We start from the raw sequence: 18,564 nt of genomic DNA on the forward strand, positions 1-18,564 counted from the left end.
CTCAAATTACTTTTCAGCTATAATTTTTTTTAACGAGCCAACGCGCTATTTCTCTGTTTAGATAGTTTGGTCATTACGAACAATATCGCATATAAAATGACTCCTGTAACTGCTATACTTAATACATATTGTTTGGTTAATCCCCCTACCAGAAATCCAAGAAACGCAGAAACGCCCACTGCGATTCCATAAGGCAGTTGTGTCATGACATGTACCACATGATTACAAGAAGCACCTGTCGAAGATAAAATAGTCGTGTCAGAAATTGGTGAACACTGATCCCCAAACATACCCCCGCCGATCACTGCACCAACGACATAAGGAAGCGGTAGGTTAAAGGCAACGGCCATCGGAAATGCAATTGGCATCATAATCGACCACACGCCCCAGGAAGAACCGGTTGCGAAAGAAATTCCAGCACCAAATAGGAAGACCATTGCTGGTACCAATCCTGGTGTTAAATAATTCTGAACCACGCCAGCCATGTAATTCCCCACTTCCATGGTTCCAGTAATGCTTCCCATGGACCATGCACAGATTAGAATAAAGGGAACAGAAATCAAGTCAGCCATACCGTCAATAAAATGGTTAAATCCCTTTGCCGGCGAGAATAATTTAGTGATTACCCCCACAACACCTGCGCCAATACCACCGCAAATAAAAGCCATGCAAATCGCCAGTGTAATGTTCCCGTTTAAAAATGCGCCCTTAAAACCGTTCTGTGAAAAATTACCCGTCCAGAAAATAACAGCAAACAACGTGATAAATAAAGAAGCCATAGGTATAGCAAAATTCCACGCACTTAACTTGTAATTTTCGGGGAGCACATTTTTCACTTCCGGAACTAATGGCTCTACGCCATCTGCTAATAATTTTCCGGTTTCTCTTGCACGTCTTTCCTCCTCATACATTGGTCCAATGTTTAATCCAAATACCGCAACAACGATTACCGTGATCATTGCAAAAAGACTATACATATTAAATGGAAGCATTTGTGCCCAGATGGACCACTCATTTGCCTCTATTCCTGCCGCCAATAATTGTGTTGCAATCAGACCCGTAATAAATGGACCATAACTGCTGATCGGTGAAAAAGATGCAAGATTGCAGCCCATGGAGTCTAAGATATACGCTAATTTTGCTCTAGATACCTTTACTACATCAGTCACCGGTCTCATAATGGTACCTAATATGAGACAAGGTTCCGTATACGAGAAAATAAAGGCGCTAAGGCATGTGACAATTTGACCTTTTTTTGCATTGTTTATGCTCTTTGTAACCAAACCTGCAAAAGCCTGTGCAGCTCCGGTTACCCTAAGCATAGCAATTAAGCCCCCAGATAAAGTAACTAAAATCAGCAAACTGGCATTCCATTCGCTGGCAATGGATGGAACCATGTAATCTGAGATGATTTTTACAAATCCCACAATTGGATTCCATCCATTGATCATAGTAGAGCCCAGCCAAACTGCTACGAACAAGGAAAGAATCGTCTGCTTTGTAATCAATGCTAATACAATAGCAAGGATTGGTGGTAATAAACATAAAATTCCAAAACTTGTGTCCATATTGAATTCCTCCTTTTATTATGGTACCTTTATGCTAATAACAAGCAAAAACTATGCCAAACACAAGCATTGCATATTTTCAGACTTTTCCATTTTCTTTTCTATTCTAAGGTAAAAAAAATTTTCCATTTTCCCGTATTTTATAAAAAAATTTTTACTCTATTAAAAAAAGTGGACATGACGGAATCAAAGATTCTTATTTCCACATGTCGCCTCAAGGGCGACAACAGTCAAGGTGCTTTCTTTGAAACATACGCAAATATCAATTCTACGGCAATATTTCCGTATGTTATAAAAAAGCCGATAGCAAAGCTATCGGTCTCCCATCATTCATTATACTCCTTTAATCTATATTTTGATAACTTGTAATTCAATGCCTGTTTTGAAATTTTCAATTTATCAGCTGCTTCAGTAACACCGGAGGAAGAATCGAGCGCAGCTACAATCAATCTCTTCTCAAAAAATTCTACCTTCTGTACCAGAGACATATTTTGATTATTTGCTTCTAACCTCTCCTGTTCTTGATCATACTTACGAGTGAGATATTGTGGTAAATTCTTTTTTTGAATAAAACGAGATCCAATAATATTAAACGCTCCTTCAATAAGATTGCGAAGCTCTCTTACATTTCCCGGCCAATTGTAATCCTCAAAAATAGCCTTTACTTCATCTGTTACCCCTAGGACGTTTTTATTCATTTTTGAATTGTAACTCGCAATAAAATAATCCGTCAAATAAGAAATATCCACAATACGCTCACGAAGAGGGGGAATGTCAATCTGCACTGTATTCAATCGGTAAAACAAATCTTCTCTTATTTTTTTATTTGTTACACACTCATAAGGTTCTTCATTGACCGCAGAAATGATCTTCACATCAAAATAGACAGGTTTATTGTCTCCAATACGCATAATCTTTTTTTCCTCAATTGCTTTTAATATTTTTACCTGCATACTTAATTCCATGGAGTTAATTTCATCTAAAAAAAGAGTTCCTCCATTGGCTGTTTCAAAAAGACCCGGACGATCTTCAGCTCCTGTATAACTTCCCTTTGCCGTACCAAATAAAATGCTCTCCAGTAAGGTGCTGGGAATGGCCGCACAATTTTGGGACACAAAGTTTTTGTCGCTGCGATTTCCACAGGTATGGATGCTCTGTGCAATCAGTTCTTTTCCGGTGCCGGTTTCTCCGTAAATTAAAACAGAAGAGTCTGTATTAGCAATCTGGGGAATCAACTGTTTAATTTGTTTCATCTCTGACGAAGCAGTAATGATGTCATTGATATGATACAAACCCTTCTTGCTGTCCCCATCGAACTTAGGCAAAACAATATTTTTTCGCTGTCCGCCTTCACTGATGCAGCGTGATAGATCAATTGCTCCTACAATTCTGCCATCCTGAATGATTGGCAGAGTACTATAAATGTTGGTAATCTCTTGTCCATGCGGTGTAGTAAGTGTTTCAATGTGATCGTAAATAGGTACCCCATCCTTCAGCACCCTCATAATGCTGCTGTCTTCCTCTTTCATCTCTGGATGAATCTCAAGAATGGTCTTGCCTACAATTTCTTTTATCTTCAAATCGTAAAGATCTGTTCTAAAATTAGTGTAATACAAGATTTTACCTTTTTCATCGGTAATAATGGCCCCATCAAAATAATTATACATATTCAATATTCGTTCAATGTTCAGCGTTGCCATGTAATTCTCCCTTTCTTGTCATCCTAAAAGTTTTATTTTTTTTATTCTATCCTATTTCATATGCTACGAGAAGCAAAAAACTTTATTTCGTAAATAAGTTAGAATAAATCGAACCTAATGAAACGGAAAAAGAGTGCACCTTTATCGGTGGTAAAGGTCACTCTTCTTCGATAATTAAAGGAGACACGAAATGTTTGATAAAGTCTATCTTTGTACCCCTCTATTCTTGATAACAGGAAGCATACGTCTTAGCCGATACAAACTTACCCTGACCATACTTCCCAACAAATTTTGCTTTTTCCACCACTACTTTGCCTCGAAGAAGCACCGTATCCACTCTTCCTATTTGTTTTCTGCCTTCATACACATTATAATCCACACCATTGGGATTATCCCCTAGGCGAATGACACCGCGGTACTCTGGATCGAAAAGGACAAGATCGGCATCACTGCCCACATCAATGTGACCTTTTCTTGGATATATTCCATTAATCTTAGCCGGCTGTGTTGCACAGATTTCCACGAATTTCTGCTTTGAAATTTTTCCCTGCATTACCCCATTGGTCCATATCATGTGCAGACGATCTGCGGCACCGGGCGAACCATTTGGAATCTGTGTAAAATCATTTTTTCCTGCCTGCTTCAATTCCCTTACATCAATTCCGCAGTGATCAGAAACAACTGCATTTAGCAGGCCTTCACGTAAAGCCTTCCACAAGGCTTCACAGTCTTCCTTTTCACGCAATGCCGGAGAGCATACAAATTTAGCCGCCTCATTAAAATCTGGATTATCTAAAACTTCCTTGGTCGTAGTTAAGTAATGCGTACAAGTTTCTCCAAAGACTTTTTGATTGGTTCCCTTTGCTTGCTGCAATGCAGCCAATGCTTCTCGGCAAGTCATATGAGCAATATAAAGTGGTGTGCCAGTCTGACCCGCAATATAAATTGCTCTTCTTACTGCCTCAGCTTCCGTAAACGGCGGCCTGGAAACATGATGATAGTGAGGCGTGGTCTGTCCTTTTTTCACGCACTCATTTCTTAAAAAATCTAAAATCTCCCCATTTTCCGCATGAACAAAGACAGTCACTCCCACTTCCTTACTCTTTTCTAAAATACGAAAAAAAGCTCCATCATCCACATGAAGTGGTGATCCATTATATGCCATAAAAATTTTAATGCTGGAAATTCCTTTTTTAGAAAAATTTTTTATTTCATCAAAGATGCTATCCATTACTTCTGTTACCATTGCATGCAGTGAAAAATCCACACAAGTTTTATTTTTTGCACGCACATTGATACGATAATCAATGGAATCCAATAACCCTGTTCCTGGATCTTGCGGTGCATAGTCTATAATTGTAGTTGTTCCTCCTACGATTACTGCATCCGTGGTTTCATAGCCTGCGGTATCCTTGTCTCCTACATTGCAAAGTGCTGAAAAATGTGTATGTTGATCTACCCCGCCCGGAAAAACATATTTTCCGGTAGCATCAATCATATTATCAACCTTTTCGATTATATGCTCTGCCACCGTCACTATTTTTTCATCTTCAATGAGAATGTCACCTTTAAATTCATTATATGCCGTTAAAATCGTTCCATTTTTGATTAATGTTTTCATGGGTTCTACCTCTTTTCTTTCTCTTTTCGTTCCGTCGCTTTCGAAAACTTTAATTCTCCCGGCTTAAACATAGGAAATCCTTTAATTTCTTTATTCTCCGGATAATTCCACGTAGAAAACTTACTCGTACCAAGCCGCATATCTGCCATCGCTTCTGCAAATTTCACAGCAGGCATAACACCATCCAGCACCGGAATGCCCAATCGATTTTTAAGAGCTTCTACAAAATCTACAAAACCGGCACATCCTAACAGAATACATTCTGCGCCATCCTCTTTAATTGCTAATTCACTCTGCAACTCCAAAGCCTTCAAACCTTTTTCACGATTTTTCCCAAATTCCAGAACACTCAATCCTGTAGAACGAATTGATCTGCAAAACTTCTCTGCACCATAATTGCTTACCACATCTTCTGTCACCTTACGGGAACGATCTAATACAGAAATGATGGAAAAATAAGGTGCAATAAATTTTGCTGCTGTAATAGCCGATTCTGCAATTCCTAATACTGGTTTATCGGTTACTTCTCGCGCAGCCTGTAAACCAGGATCTCCAAAACAAGCGATAATAAATGCATCCGCACCTTCTTCTCTGTCACCTTTGATAACTTCCTTAATAACACCCGGTATTGCTAGATATTCATCCAAGTAACATTCGATGCTGTCCGGTCCAGTTTTGGGGCTAACCGCATAAACCTCTGTATCCTTACGTGCAACCTTTTTTGCCAGCTCTTCTACACTTTTTGTCATAGAAAAGGTAGTATTTGGGTTAATCATTTTAATCTTCATTTACATCCTCCTTTTGATCCAATTTTAAAAGTAGATGAAGCAAAAGATCTGCTCCCTTGATAAGATTTTCTGGGCTGCTGTATTCTTCAATGCTATGGCTGATTCCATTTTGACTTGGAATGAAAATAAGCGCTGACGGGGTAAACAATCCCATATTAATCAAATCATGCCCCGCTCCGCTAAACATCTCTTTATGAGAAACTCCCAATTCATCTGCAGATTTCCTTACAATATTTAATAATCTCGCATCACATAAAGTTTCCGGTTGATGGATAAATTCAGAAACAGAAAATCCATCTTCCCTATACTTTTTCAATAGATCTGAGATAATCTTTTTCATAGGCTCCATGTTTTTATTTCGAAGCTCAATAATGAATTCCACTTTACCGGGAATTACATTTACAACTCCAGGGAACACATTCATCTGACCGACGGTACAAACCATTTCCGGTGAATTGCTGCGTACTGATTTCATCAATTCGGTAATGATTTCACACGACTTTACAAGTGCATCCCTTCTCAGTTCCATCGGAGTGCTCCCGGCATGGTTTGACTTGCCTTCTACCGTAGCTTGATATCTCAAAATTCCTACAATGCCTCCAACAATACCGATTTCTTTTTCTTCAGCTTCCAAACGACCACCCTGCTCTATATGTAATTCCAGATAGCAAGCATACTCCTCTCGACTTCGTTTACAAGAAAGTACCTGTTCCATCGTAATTTTATGTTCGTGCATTTTAGGAAGCATCGCACGATCAATCACTCCTCCAGCAAAGGCCTTGCTTCCAAAGGTTCCTCCAATCACATTTCCCTCTTCTTCAATAAAGGCAATGACCTCGATCGGATGATGATTTGAATACTGTTCTTCTTCCATTACTTTTAAGCACTCAATTGCTGCCATTACTCCATAAACTCCATCGTAAATACCTCCACTGGGAACGGTATCTATATGAGAACCCACCAAAATCTTTTTGCCATACCCCTTCCGTAATCCACAAAGGTTGCCGACTGCATCTACAGAAACTTGCAAGCCTGCTTCCTGCATCTTCTTTTTAACGTAGTCTCTTCCCATTTCATATTCTTTACTATAAGAAATCCGTGTTGTTCCGCTTCCCTCCTTAAATCCAATTTTACCAAGCTCTTGAATTTGGCAAAGCAAGCGTTCACCGTTTACTTTCATTGCATTCCTCCTGAATATAATCTGGTACTGCGACTGGTACCGCATAATAAATTTTAATCTGCTGAATGTAGTTGATCCAACACGGCTCATTTACTATAACCTCATTGTTGAACCCTTCGTTCACGCAATTTCAGTACAGTCATTAAGATGCCAAACACCAGAGACAGCATCGCTGCAAACACAATACGGTATTCTACTGGCAAAAGAAAACCTAAGGTATTAATGGGTATCCAAAAAAATGGAATTGTTTTAAACAGAACAAAATCAACCAATTCACCCCAATCTATAAATTCTATCGCCTGGCGTACCGTAATCTTTTCGCTTTGCTTATACCGTAATTCTGCATAACTTCCACAAACGCGCATTGCGGCAGAATGCAACGGCGCAAAAAAAAAGTTATTTGTGCAGCTTGTAAAAAAAGCCAACGCCAATGAATTTCCATAGAAAGGTAAAAGTCCTATTTGCATCACGCATTCCGTTCCTTCACTAAATACACGAAATGCCAAGGTAACGATGATGCCGCCGCCCCCCCAGCAGAATGCTTTAAAGGCTGTAGCACGATTCATTACCCATTCCCCTTCCAGAATACGGCTTGATAAAATCTCTCCTGCAGAAGCAAAGATGGCAAATTGAAAAAAGCCTGCAAGATAAGGAAATTTCATGTTAGCCCAAGCAAATCCCTCCGTTATTATGAGAATCATCACTACTGCGAACAGGACAGCATAGGCAAATACCCATTTTATATCTTCTTTTTTCATAACTATCTCCTCTTCTTTCTCTTTTACTCAGAATATATCAAAAAATAAAGGCACCTGAAATTCCTCAGGCACCCCATTTTATTCATTCACCTTTCTATTTTTTTCAGACCATTGTTTCTTTGCCCTATCCAGTTCTTTATTTTTGCTATACTTTTGTTTACCATAATGCTTTTTATTTTTATTAAAGATAAAAGTAGTGGCTTCGCCACGCCGGTATGGAACCCAACGGCTACGCCTCCGACTCGCTTCGCTCACTGCTGTCCGTTTTGCCTAGCTAAGCAAGCTTGGGGCAAAAAGGGCATGGTTCCCCTTCGGCGCTCATTTCATTTGCTGAGCACCCTCCTTTATAGGCAAAGAGGCTTCTTGCTCCTCTTTACTTCCCTTTTTTATCTAGTAGGAAAATCTATCGATATTTCCTACTAGATAAAAAAAAGAGTACTACACACCTTAGGTGTAATACTCCTGCTGTTTAGAGTTCATCAAAATTAATCTTACTTGTAGAAAGCGGCATACACTGTAACAGTTGTACCCGATTTTTTACATGCATTTTGTTGTAAATGCTATGAAAATGCTTTTTTACCGTGTGAATACTAATATTCATCTGTTCAGAAATTTCAATGTTAGTAAACCCTTGTATCGCATAATTGAAAAGTTCGCTTTCTCTTTCCGTTAAATTATAACGCTTGCATATCTTTTCATGATAACCCTTAGCAAAAAAGTATCTTGTATCTCCTTTGGTTTTTTCATAATAAAGTCGATACGCAAAATGTTTTTGCAACTGATCCAGCGCAAAAAGATCTCTTGCTGAAAAATCACCTGCGCCTCTGCTGCGAAAAAGCTTTAAAAGTCCAACCGGTTCTTCTCGAAAAACAATGCATAATCCTGCCGAATAATAAAACTGGGAAGGGAGATAAAATTCTTTATATAATTTATTATCTGTTCTTTTATCCGGAGAAATAAGATCAGATTCACGAAAAGCTGTATTTCGTGCACTATAAATAATCCACCTTGTGTTATCCAATTCAGCAGTTTGTTCCTGCCATTTTTTTAGCATCTTTTCTTTAATACCATTGCCTACCGAGTTATACAGTAGATTTTTGTCCTCGTCTTTTTTTATAAGAGCAAAGGCAGCTCCATCATAATCAATGAGAAGCTTTAACCAGTCCAAAATGCTTTTTTGCATTTCATCAAAAGAATAAATAAAAGAAATATTGTAAGCAATTTCGTTAAGCAGCATCCATTCACTCTCTTCTAAATAGGCCACTAAACTGCACCTCTCTCTCCAATGTTGTACCTTACTTATTCTGCTTTTGTATCTTTTACCAGCTCAGCAATTGATGTTGCAAGCCCTGCAATTCCCTGAATATTTGATGGAATAATAATTTTTGTTGCTTTTCCATCTGCGGCTGCTGTAAATGATTCCAGACTCTTAAGTGCGATAATTTTGTCAGTTGGAGCGGATTCATTCAGCATTTGAATACCAGTCGCTGTTGCTTTTTGTACCATTAAGATAGACTCCGATTCACCTTCTGCAGCCTTAATTACTGCTTGTTTTTGTGCTTCTGCTTCTAAAATACGAGCTTCTTTCTTTCCTTCTGCAATCAGGATAGCAGATTTCTTTTCACCCTCCGCTCTTAAGATTGCTTCACGGCGTTCCCGCTCTGCACGCATTTGTTTTTCCATTGCCGTCTGAATATCTTTTGGCGGAATGATATTTTTCACTTCCACACGGTTAATCTTGATTCCCCAAGGGTCAGTTGCTTCATCAAGCACAATACGAATTTTAGTGTTAATCACTTCTCTGCTGGTTAACGTCCCGTCCAGTTCCAATTCACCAATGATATTTCGAAGTGTTGTTGCTGTTAAATTTTCAATTGCTGCCATCGGATTCTCTACACCATAGGTATAAAGCTTTGGATCTGTAATTTGAAAATAGATTACAGTATCAATTTCCATTGTCACATTATCTTTTGTAATAACAGGCTGTGGCGGAAAATCAATCACATGCTCTTTTAAAGATACCTTTTTTGCAATTTTATCGATAAGCGGAATTTTTATATGAAGTCCTACCTGCCAAGTATCACTATATGCTCCGAGACGCTCAATAACGTAAGCTCTCGCTTGTGGTACAACCCTTATGTTTGTTACAACTAATAAAATTGCAATAATAATCAATGCTATAATTGCAATGCTCGTAAAAATATCCTCCATCTTTTTCTCCTCTTTCTTATTTTTTTATTCTGCAATAACAATTAATTTTACACCTTGTATCTTTGTAATGGTAACCTCAGTTCCATTTTCAATATGTGTATCATTCGTCATTCCAATTGCCGTCCATACTTGACCATCCACCTTAACCAAGCCGGTTTGATATGGAGCGATTTCTGCTACTACTAAACCTTTTCTTCCAATTAAAGCATCGGCATTTGTTTTTTCTTGTCCGATCCTTAATTTCTTCTCAGCCAACGGTTTTGTGAAGTAAAGCAAAACAACAGATACGACTAAAAAAACGATCACCTGCATCAGCATATGCGCATGCAGCATAGAGACAACTGCCGCGCAAACGGCACCGGCACTAAACCATATTGTGGTAAGCCCCATCGTCAAAGCTTCTATTACGGCAAAAATAACTGCAATAAAAATCCATACCAATGCACCGTGCATTACAATACCAAATAATTCCATATATCTCCTCCCTCTATTACTTTATTTCGAATGATCCTGTATCCCTAGGTTTTGCCGGATCATTTGAAATAATTCATCAGTAATCCTTTCCTCTGGTATTACTCGAACTATTTCACCCTTTTGAATTAATACACCCTTTCCTTTTCCGCAGGCAACTCCAAAGTCTGCTTCCCTCGCCTCGCCAGGTCCATTCACTTCACATCCCATAACCGCAACGGTAATCTCTTTTATATTCTGCTTTTCCATCTGTCTTTCAAGCGGTTCAATTTCTTCTTCCACTTTTTTTGTAATTTTTACAAGATCTACTTTTGTTCTTCCACAAGTCGGACAAGAAATTAAGTTAACCGTATTTTTTCGAAGATGCAAAGCTTTTAAAATCTCCTTTGCATAGAGAACCTCCTCTACCGGATCACCGGTAAGAGAAACACGCATCGTATCACCGATTCCATCCAATAGCAAAGCCCCTATTCCGATTGCCGATTTTACTTTTCCGGTTTGTACCGTTCCAGCTTCTGTGATTCCGATATGTAAGGGGTGCTTTGTCTTTTCTGCAACCAAACGATGTGCTAGCTGGTTCAGTCTGACATCGGAAGACTTGATTGACAAAACCAGTTCATCAAAATGCATCTCTTCAATCAATGTAACGGTATTTAACGCACTCTCAGCAAGTGCATCAGGCGTAACGCTCCCATATTTCTGCAAAATATCCTTTCCTAAAGAACCGGAATTTACTCCGACACGTATTGGAATTTGACGTTCTTTTGCTGCATCGAGTACCTTCTGAATTTTTTCCTTGTCTCCTATGTTTCCGGGATTTATGCGAATCTTATCCGCTCCATTTTTTATTGCGGAGATAGCAAGACGATAATCAAAATGAATATCAGCGACTAAAGGAATCTGTATTTTAGGTTTTATCTCGCCCAGTGCTTCTGCTGCTTCCTGGTCCGGCACTGCACATCTGACAATTTGACACCCCGCATTCTTCAGCCTTGCAATCTGCTCTACAGTTGCAGGTATATTCCGTGTATCCGTGTTTGTCATAGATTGTATTGAAACAGCGGAGTCTCCACCGATTGCCACATCACCGCACATAACCTGTTTTGAAACTCTTCTCATTATTCTTTCTCCATATTCCGAATCTGAATCAGTGCTTTAATGCAAGATAAAGCGATCTACATCATGAACTACGATATAAAACATCAACGCAAACAAGACTAACATTCCTGCAAAGTGGATCTTCGCCTCTAATTCATCACTGACCGCTTTTCCGGTAATAAGACGAACAACAAGAAAAACAAGTCTGCCTCCGTCCAACGCAGGGAAAGGAAGCATATTGACAATCGCTAAGTTTAAACTGATCAATGCAGTGAAATTGACAATATATATGATTCCAAGCTTTGCTTGGTCATTAATAATAGAAACAATGCCGACTGGACCTACCAAATCATTCATAGAACCTTTTCCCGTAAACAACTGTCCCAGATAATCTACCATCTGCTTTGCAATGTCGCCGGTTGTAGTAAAACCTGTTTTAATTGCCATACCCGGTGATTTTTTTATCAGTGAAGTTACACCAATCATCCGCCGACCGCTTTCATTCTCCAGCACACCGCTCGTCAAGTTTATTTTTTCTCCGTTACGGTCCACTGTCAGAGCAAGAGTCTCTCCCGTACTTTCCGAAATGAGGGATAAAATATCCCCCCACTCTTTTACTTCCTGATTATTAATTCCTATAATGGTATCTCCGCTCATAATTCCGGCTTGATCCGCCGGAGAACCTTCCGAAACATCATCTATAATATTTGTCTGCATGCCGATAATCCCGGCCATCAACGCAATGATTATAACCGTCGTTAAAAGATTCATAAAAGAACCGGCTACCAAAACAAGTGCTTTTGCCCAAAATGGCTTATTATTAAATGCATTGGGGTCATTTGAATCTTCGTCTTCCCCTTCCATTTTTACATAGCCACCAATCGGTAACGCACGGAGTGAATACTCGGTATCACCCTTCTTTCTCTGAAAAAGAAGCGGCCCCATTCCCAAAGAAAATTCGTTAACTCGTACTCCAACTGCTTTTGCACATAAAAAATGCCCCAGTTCATGAACGAAAATAAGAAAGCAAAAAATCAATATTGCATAAATAATTGTATTTAACCCCATAAGAATCCCCCTAACTATTCTTCATTTAAATTAAAATTTCGGTTCTCGTTTGTGCATCAATATCTAAAATATCATCTAATGTCAAATGATACATCGGTTTATGTCTCTGCATGATGATTTCAAGGTTATTTTGAATGTCTGTAAATTTAATTTTTTTATCTAAAAACTTCTGCACTAATACTTCATTTGCTGCATTTAAAGCAACCGGATAGCTTCCCCCCGCTTCTAATGCATCATATGCCAGCCTTAAGCAAGAAAAAACGTCTGTATCTGCCTCTTCAAAGGTTAAAGTACCCAATTTAAAAAAATCTACACTCTCAAATGTATTTTCTATACGATTTGGAAAACCAAAAGCATAGCTGATCGGTCCTCTCATATCCGGCATCCCCAGCTGTGCCAAAATAGAACGATCCTTAAATTCAATCATTGAATGGATTACACTTTGCGGATGCACGACTACTTGAATTTTTTCTGCCGGTACGTCAAACAACCAATGCGCTTCTATTATTTCCAATCCTTTATTCATTAAACTGGCAGAGTCAATTGTGATCTTATTCCCCATCACCCATTTCGGATGGTGTAAAGCCTGTTCTAAGGTAACTTCTTCTAATGCCTGACTCGTATATCCTCTGAAAGGTCCGCCCGAAGCCGTTAATAGAATGCGATGTACCGCATTGTTTCTATTTCCCTGAAGACATTGAAATATAGCGCTGTGTTCACTATCTACAGGAAGAAGCTGAACCTCGTTTTTTTTCACAGCCTCCATAATAACTGCCCCACCGGCTACCAATGTTTCTTTATTTGCAAGTGCAATGTTCTTTTTGGCACGAATTGCTTCATAAGTAGGTCTTAATCCCATCATTCCCATGAGAGAATTCAAAACCAAATCGCAGTCAGTCCCTGCTGCTGCTAAAATCATACCTTCTAATCCATATGAAAAATCAATTTTTGGAAATTCTTTCTTTAAGACTTTTGCGTCTTCTTCTAAGGCAGTTACTGCAAATGCCGGAGAATACTTCTTTAACTGCGTGCGGAATAGATCAATATTTGTTCCGCAGGTTAAGCTCTCCACTTCAAACAACTCTGAGTTGCGTTCCACCACGTCTAATGCCTGCGTTCCAATTGATCCAGTGGACCCTAATATACATATTTTTTTCATTCAACTTCACCATTTTTCATTGCTTCATTTTAAAACCAAGACTATATAATAATATACCATTGGTGCAGTAAATAGTACGCTATCAAAACGATCCATAATTCCACCGTGCCCAGGTATTAGTTTTCCATAATCCTTAATTCCCATTTTTCTCTTAAAAATGGAAGCTGTCAAGTCTCCAAATTGAGAAATAATTCCACCTAATGCTCCAATAATCATGCAGTGTATCATAAATTGCGGCAAAACAAAATATCCAAACAGTCCACACAGTATCATGCTCCCTAAGGTACCCCCAACAGAACCCTCTACCGTTTTTTTCGGACTGATCTTCGGACAAAGCTTATGTTTTCCAAATAAATATCCAGAAAAATAAGCCATAATATCCGTACCGAAAGCCGTTAAAAATACGAGCCAAATAAAAATATGCTGCGTAGACGCAATCAGCTGCACGTGAAATGAAAAATAGACCACATAAAAAATTCCAGTAATCGTAACCATGGCATCTTCCAGCTTGCGTTTTTCAATTTGAAAAAGAGTGAGCAAAGACAGTAAAATAACCCCGAAAAACCAAAACATCATCCATTCATTCTGCATATATCCTAAAATTATTTTAGATAGATGAATCAGATATAATGAAACAATTGCAACTAATGCAACTGGGTAATTTGCATGGATATCGAGGACTTCAAAGCCTCTATAAAATTCACGGACACCAATTAGTCCCACCAAAAAACAGGCAAGCATCAATGGGTAGCCACCGTAATATATCACGAGCAATAGCGGAAGCATTGCCAGTGATGAAAGAATTCTCGTTTTCATTTACACTCCTCCATAACGTCTCTTTCTATGCTGAAACGAAGCAATGGCAGTTTCTAAGTCTTTTGGGGTAAAATCGGGCCAAAGTACATTGGTATAAACAAATTCACTGTAAGCCGACTGCCATAACAAATAATTGCTTAATCTCATTTCTCCGCTTGTTCGAATCACTAAATCCGGATCAGGAATCCCTTTGGTATATAATTTTGATGCAAAGTATTCTTCTGTCATTTGCTCTTCAGAAATTTTCCCCTCGGAAAAATCTTTTGCTAAGAGCTGCGCTGCTCTTAAGATCTCTCTTCTGCCACCGTAGTTTAAAGCAATGTTAAATTGAAGTCCGGTATTATCTCTCGTCGTTTCCAAAGATTTTTCCAATTTGGTTAATGCCTCTTTGGGAAGCTGCTGATAATCACCTAAAATATTTACTTTTACATTATTTTTATGAAGCTCGGCCAATTCTTTCTCTATATATATGATCAGGAGCTTAAAAATGCCTTTTACTTCTTCCTCCGGACGTTTCCAATTTTCCGTAGAAAAAGCATAGACCGTTAAATGCTTAAGTCCTAAAACCGAAGATGCTTTCACAATCTCTTTTAATGCAATCATACCTGCATTATGTCCTGCTACTCTTGGTAAGTTTCTTTTCTTGGCCCATCTTCCGTTTCCATCCATAACAATCGCTACATGCTTTGGTATCGTCTGCTTGTCCAATGTCCTTGGTATATCCATAAATAGCCTCACTTCTCTTTTTATATCAAAATCAGGTCGGGCAAATGCCCGACCTTATTATTTCTGAAAAAGATCAGGAACTTTACATACGTATATTTGATAAATCCCATCATTCTTTTTCTGTTTTATCACTCTTTGAAAGCCAAGAACGGCATCTTTCTTCGTGGGTATTGTCTCAATGACTTGATAAGGAATCTCTTTTAATTGCAATATCTTTACCGCATCTTCCAACATCATTCCAAGTAAATCCGGAAAATCTATCAATACACATCTCCTATACTTCCATTAATTCTTTATCTTTTTCTGCAACAATGTTGTCAATATCTTTGATACATTTATCTATTTGTTTCTGAATCTGATCCTGCAACTTTTTACTTTCGTCTTCAGTCAATTCTCCCGCTTTCTCTTCTTTCTTGATATGGTCGTTCGCATCTCTTCGACTGTTTCTAATTGCAATTTTTGCATCTTCACCAATTTTTTTAATCTGTTTTGCAAGCTCTTTTCTTCTTTCTTCTGTCAGCGGTGGAATAACCAAACGAATGACTTTACCGTCATTAGAAGGATTAATTCCTAAATTAGCCATATTAATAGCTTTTTCGATGTCAGAAACCACCTTTGGATCAAATGGTGTAATCATAAGGGTTCTTGGATCAGGAACCCCTATATTTGCAAGATTTTTTAAAGGAGTCTCTACACCGTAATATTCTACGGTCACTTTATCAAGCAGTGCGGCATTGGCTCGTCCTGCTCGTACAGTATTTAATTCTGATTTCAAAACCCCCAATGTTTTCCCCATTTTATCCGTTAAGATTTCTTGGATCGTACTCATAATAAATCCTCCTAAATGTTTTATTTTATTATCGTTCCTATTTTTTCACCGTATACGGCTTTTATAACATTATTTTTCTCGGACAATCCGAATACATGAATCGGAATATGATTGTCCATACAAAGAGACGCTGCGGTCGAATCCATAACACCAAGTCCTTTATCTAACAAATCCTTGTGAGTCAGTGTATCAAAACGCTTTGCATTCGAATTTGTTTCCGGATCGCAATCATAAACAGCATCCACTTTTTTTGCCAGCAGAATAATATCTGCTTCAATTTCCGCTGCACGAAGAGCAGCTGTTGTATCAGTTGAAAAAAATGGATTTCCCGTACCTGCTGCAAATATAACAACAATATTCTTTGCTAAATGAGACATCGCTCTTCTTCGAATATATGGCTCTGCAATTTCACGCATTTCAATCGCAGTCTGCACTCTGGTCGGAATCCCTTGCGCTTCAAATGCATCTTGTAAAGCTAACGAATTAATAACCGTTGCAAGCATTCCCATGTAGTCTGCTGTTGCACGATCCATGCTCTTACTGGTTCTTCCACGCCAGAAATTTCCGCCTCCTACAACAACTGCAACTTGTACTCCAATTTCCAAAAGTCCTTTTACTTCTTTCGCTACGGAAATCAACATTTCATCGTCTAACCCTGTCTTTTTGTTACCGGCAAGGGCTTCTCCGCTAATTTTAAGTAATACTCTTTTATACTTTGGCTCCATTCTCATGTCCTTTCAATTTGGTTATTAACTTACTTAATTTCAACAAAAGGACACTACTGTCTATAGTGTCCCTTTATTATAGCATATTCAATTTTATTTTTCCATACCGGACTTCTCAAAAAATTTTTATTGCATGAACAATTCAATATCCGAATCAACCTCTCCAATTCCCGAGATGCCGAATTTTTCTACCAGTACATTTGCAACATTTGGAGAAAGAAAACCTGGAAGTGTCGGACCAAGATGGATATTCTTTACTCCTAAATACAATAATGCAAGTAAAACGATCACTGCCTTTTGCTCATACCATGCAATGTTATAAGCAATCGGAAGTTCATTTATATCATCCAGTCCAAACACCTCTTTCAGCTTCAATGCAATGACAACTAATGAATAAGAATCGTTGCATTGCCCTGCGTCTAGCACTCTTGGAATTCCTCCGATATCACCCAAATTCAATTTATTATAACGGTATTTTGCACACCCTGCGGTTAAAATAATCGTGTCCTTCGGCAGCTTCTGTGCAAATTCAGTGTAATAATCTCTCGATTTCATTCTACCGTCACAGCCTGCCATTACAAAGAACTTTTTAATGGCACCGGATTTCACAGCGTCAACGACTTGATCTGCAAGTGCGAGTACTTGATTATGTGCAAAACCTCCGACAATACTTCCCGTCTCAATTTCATCTGGAGCAGGTAATGTTTTTGCAAGCTCTATGAGTGCTGAAAAGTCTTTCTTTCCGTCCTCTCGCGGTATGATATGAGAACATCCTGGAAATCCAGCCGAACCGGTTGTAAAAATACGACTTCGAACTTCCTCGCTTTTTGGAGGAACAATGCAATTGGTAGTAAACAAAATCGGTCCATGAAAAGATTCAAATTCTGAGATCTGCTTCCACCATGCATTCCCGTAATTACCTACAAAATGGCTGTATTTCTTAAAAAACGGATAATAATGAGCCGGCAGCATTTCTCCGTGCGTATAGATATCGACTCCCGTATCCTTCGTTTGCTCTAAAAGCTGTTCTAAATCCGTTAAATCATGACCGGAAATTAGGATAGCAGGGTTTCCCTTTACTCCAATATCTACCGTAGTAATTTCAGGATTTCCATATTTTGATGTATTCGCTTCATCCAGTAAAGCCATAACCTTTACGCCGTATTCTCCTGTTTTTAAAGTAAGTGCAACCAGATCATCCGCATCTAAGCTATCATCTAAAGTTGCTGCCATTGCTTCATAAATAAATGCGTAAATATCCATATCTTCTTTGCCTAGATTTTTCGCATGTTCCGCATAAGCTGCCATTCCTTTTACGCCGTAAATAATCATTTCACGAAGAGAACGTATATCTTGATTCTCTGTTGCCAAAACGCCGACTGAAGCAGCTTTTTCTAACATAGATGCTCTCGTATCTGTTTCAAAGCTTGCTGCATCGTGATTATCTAACTTTACGTTATTTCTTAAATCATTTCGAATATCAATTAACTTTTTTATCTGCTGTTCAATTGCAATATCATTGAAATTTGCATTTGTAATTGTCATAAACAAACTGTTAAGCACCTCATGGTTTACATCATTTAAAGTTTCTGCTTTTAAATCACCTTTTATGACGATTTGAGAGATGCCTTTGACTGTATAAATTAGTAAATCCTGAAGTTTTGCAACCTCTTCACTCTTCCCACATACTCCACGAATTTCACAACCAGTACCTTTTGCAGTTTCCTGACATTGATAACAATACATGCTCATAAATTTACCTCCTAAATTTTACCTTAGTTTTTAATCGGCTTCTTGACGATAAAAATATGGTGTTGATAAATGTTTCGTCTGAATTTTATTTCCA

18 protein-coding genes are annotated in these 18,564 nt (G+C 38.5%); all 18 read right to left on the reverse strand.

From position 1 onward, the window contains the following. Positions 1-29: 29 nt before the first annotated feature. Complete coding sequence (locus tag U5921_RS14555; RefSeq protein ID WP_324824180.1) at positions 30-1,568, reverse strand: Na+/H+ antiporter NhaC family protein; 1,539 nt, start codon at positions 1,566-1,568, stop codon at positions 30-32. Positions 1,569-1,894: 326 nt separating this feature from the next. Then, positions 1,895-3,268, reverse strand: a complete 1,374-nt coding sequence (locus U5921_RS14560; protein WP_324824181.1) for a sigma-54 interaction domain-containing protein — start codon at positions 3,266-3,268, stop codon at positions 1,895-1,897. A gap of 220 nt (positions 3,269-3,488) precedes the next feature. Beyond that, complete coding sequence (hydA, locus tag U5921_RS14565) at positions 3,489-4,889, reverse strand: dihydropyrimidinase (RefSeq protein ID WP_324824182.1); 1,401 nt, start codon at positions 4,887-4,889, stop codon at positions 3,489-3,491. Positions 4,890-4,894: 5 nt separating this feature from the next. After that, a complete protein-coding gene (locus U5921_RS14570; protein ID WP_324824183.1) occupies positions 4,895-5,677 on the reverse strand; it encodes an aspartate/glutamate racemase family protein in 783 nt (260 codons plus the stop codon). Then, entirely contained in the window at positions 5,667-6,857 is a 1,191-nt protein-coding gene (locus U5921_RS14575) for a Zn-dependent hydrolase (RefSeq protein WP_324824184.1), read from the reverse strand. The genes U5921_RS14570 and U5921_RS14575 overlap by 11 nt, the downstream gene beginning before the upstream one ends. Positions 6,858-6,958: 101 nt before the next feature. Continuing rightward, positions 6,959-7,615 carry a hypothetical protein gene (locus U5921_RS14580; protein ID WP_324824185.1) on the reverse strand — a complete coding sequence of 219 codons (657 nt, stop codon included), beginning with the start codon at positions 7,613-7,615 and terminating at the stop codon, positions 6,959-6,961. Between the two features lie 469 nt (positions 7,616-8,084). Next, a complete protein-coding gene (locus tag U5921_RS14585; RefSeq protein WP_324824186.1) occupies positions 8,085-8,879 on the reverse strand; it encodes a helix-turn-helix transcriptional regulator in 795 nt (264 codons plus the stop codon). 35 nt (positions 8,880-8,914) lie between these two features. Next, complete coding sequence (locus tag U5921_RS14590; RefSeq protein ID WP_324824187.1) at positions 8,915-9,826, reverse strand: SPFH domain-containing protein; 912 nt, start codon at positions 9,824-9,826, stop codon at positions 8,915-8,917. 24 nt (positions 9,827-9,850) lie between these two features. Then, positions 9,851-10,300, reverse strand: coding sequence for an NfeD family protein (locus tag U5921_RS14595; RefSeq protein ID WP_324824188.1), 450 nt, complete (start codon positions 10,298-10,300; stop codon positions 9,851-9,853). Positions 10,301-10,321: 21 nt separating this feature from the next. Next, positions 10,322-11,419 carry a flavodoxin-dependent (E)-4-hydroxy-3-methylbut-2-enyl-diphosphate synthase gene (ispG, locus tag U5921_RS14600; RefSeq protein WP_324826008.1) on the reverse strand — a complete coding sequence of 366 codons (1,098 nt, stop codon included), beginning with the start codon at positions 11,417-11,419 and terminating at the stop codon, positions 10,322-10,324. Positions 11,420-11,452: 33 nt separating this feature from the next. Continuing rightward, positions 11,453-12,463 (reverse strand): RIP metalloprotease RseP, encoded by a 1,011-nt coding sequence (gene rseP, locus U5921_RS14605; RefSeq protein ID WP_324824189.1) that lies wholly within the window; start codon positions 12,461-12,463, stop codon positions 11,453-11,455. 25 nt (positions 12,464-12,488) lie between these two features. After that, the gene (locus U5921_RS14610; RefSeq protein WP_324824190.1) at positions 12,489-13,622 is read right to left on the reverse strand and encodes a 1-deoxy-D-xylulose-5-phosphate reductoisomerase; all 1,134 of its coding nucleotides are present in this window, start codon (positions 13,620-13,622) and stop codon (positions 12,489-12,491) included. 24 nt (positions 13,623-13,646) lie between these two features. Continuing rightward, entirely contained in the window at positions 13,647-14,438 is a 792-nt protein-coding gene (locus U5921_RS14615; RefSeq protein ID WP_324824191.1) for a phosphatidate cytidylyltransferase, read from the reverse strand. Then, positions 14,439-15,164: an isoprenyl transferase gene (locus tag U5921_RS14620; protein ID WP_324824192.1), complete on the reverse strand. Its 726-nt coding sequence runs from the start codon at positions 15,162-15,164 to the stop codon at positions 14,439-14,441. It lies immediately after the preceding gene. A gap of 57 nt (positions 15,165-15,221) precedes the next feature. Next, a complete protein-coding gene (locus U5921_RS14625; protein ID WP_324824193.1) occupies positions 15,222-15,428 on the reverse strand; it encodes a hypothetical protein in 207 nt (68 codons plus the stop codon). A gap of 10 nt (positions 15,429-15,438) precedes the next feature. Further along, the gene (gene frr, locus U5921_RS14630; RefSeq protein WP_417765061.1) at positions 15,439-15,996 is read right to left on the reverse strand and encodes a ribosome recycling factor; all 558 of its coding nucleotides are present in this window, start codon (positions 15,994-15,996) and stop codon (positions 15,439-15,441) included. Positions 15,997-16,013: 17 nt separating this feature from the next. Next, positions 16,014-16,718: a UMP kinase gene (pyrH, locus tag U5921_RS14635; RefSeq protein WP_324824195.1), complete on the reverse strand. Its 705-nt coding sequence runs from the start codon at positions 16,716-16,718 to the stop codon at positions 16,014-16,016. A 126-nt stretch (positions 16,719-16,844) separates the two neighbouring features. Continuing rightward, positions 16,845-18,470: a hydroxylamine reductase gene (gene hcp / locus U5921_RS14640; protein ID WP_324824196.1), complete on the reverse strand. Its 1,626-nt coding sequence runs from the start codon at positions 18,468-18,470 to the stop codon at positions 16,845-16,847. Between the last annotated feature and the right edge of the window lie 94 nt (positions 18,471-18,564).

This window comes from Sinanaerobacter sp. ZZT-01 (assembly GCF_035621135.1).
GTDB lineage: Bacteria > Bacillota > Clostridia > Peptostreptococcales > Anaerovoracaceae > IOR16.

What these genes read in the sequence shown, in the direction of transcription:
- U5921_RS14620 (WP_324824192.1), bottom strand. Translation starts at nt 15,164, where the DNA reads ATGGATATACCAAGGACATTGGACAAGCAGACGATACCAAAGCATGTA.
- U5921_RS14610 (WP_324824190.1), bottom strand. Translation starts at nt 13,622, where the DNA reads ATGAAAAAAATATGTATATTAGGGTCCACTGGATCAATTGGAACGCAG.
- U5921_RS14580 (WP_324824185.1), bottom strand. Translation starts at nt 7,615, where the DNA reads ATGAAAAAAGAAGATATAAAATGGGTATTTGCCTATGCTGTCCTGTTC.
- U5921_RS14575 (WP_324824184.1), bottom strand. Translation starts at nt 6,857, where the DNA reads ATGAAAGTAAACGGTGAACGCTTGCTTTGCCAAATTCAAGAGCTTGGT.
- U5921_RS14560 (WP_324824181.1), bottom strand. Translation starts at nt 3,268, where the DNA reads ATGGCAACGCTGAACATTGAACGAATATTGAATATGTATAATTATTTT.
- pyrH (WP_324824195.1), bottom strand. Translation starts at nt 16,718, where the DNA reads ATGGAGCCAAAGTATAAAAGAGTATTACTTAAAATTAGCGGAGAAGCC.
- U5921_RS14590 (WP_324824187.1), bottom strand. Translation starts at nt 9,826, where the DNA reads ATGGAGGATATTTTTACGAGCATTGCAATTATAGCATTGATTATTATT.
- rseP (WP_324824189.1), bottom strand. Translation starts at nt 12,463, where the DNA reads ATGGGGTTAAATACAATTATTTATGCAATATTGATTTTTTGCTTTCTT.
- hcp (WP_324824196.1), bottom strand. Translation starts at nt 18,470, where the DNA reads ATGAGCATGTATTGTTATCAATGTCAGGAAACTGCAAAAGGTACTGGT.
- U5921_RS14570 (WP_324824183.1), bottom strand. Translation starts at nt 5,677, where the DNA reads ATGAAGATTAAAATGATTAACCCAAATACTACCTTTTCTATGACAAAA.
- U5921_RS14555 (WP_324824180.1), bottom strand. Translation starts at nt 1,568, where the DNA reads ATGGACACAAGTTTTGGAATTTTATGTTTATTACCACCAATCCTTGCT.
- hydA (WP_324824182.1), bottom strand. Translation starts at nt 4,889, where the DNA reads ATGAAAACATTAATCAAAAATGGAACGATTTTAACGGCATATAATGAA.
- U5921_RS14615 (WP_324824191.1), bottom strand. Translation starts at nt 14,438, where the DNA reads ATGAAAACGAGAATTCTTTCATCACTGGCAATGCTTCCGCTATTGCTC.
- U5921_RS14595 (WP_324824188.1), bottom strand. Translation starts at nt 10,300, where the DNA reads ATGGAATTATTTGGTATTGTAATGCACGGTGCATTGGTATGGATTTTT.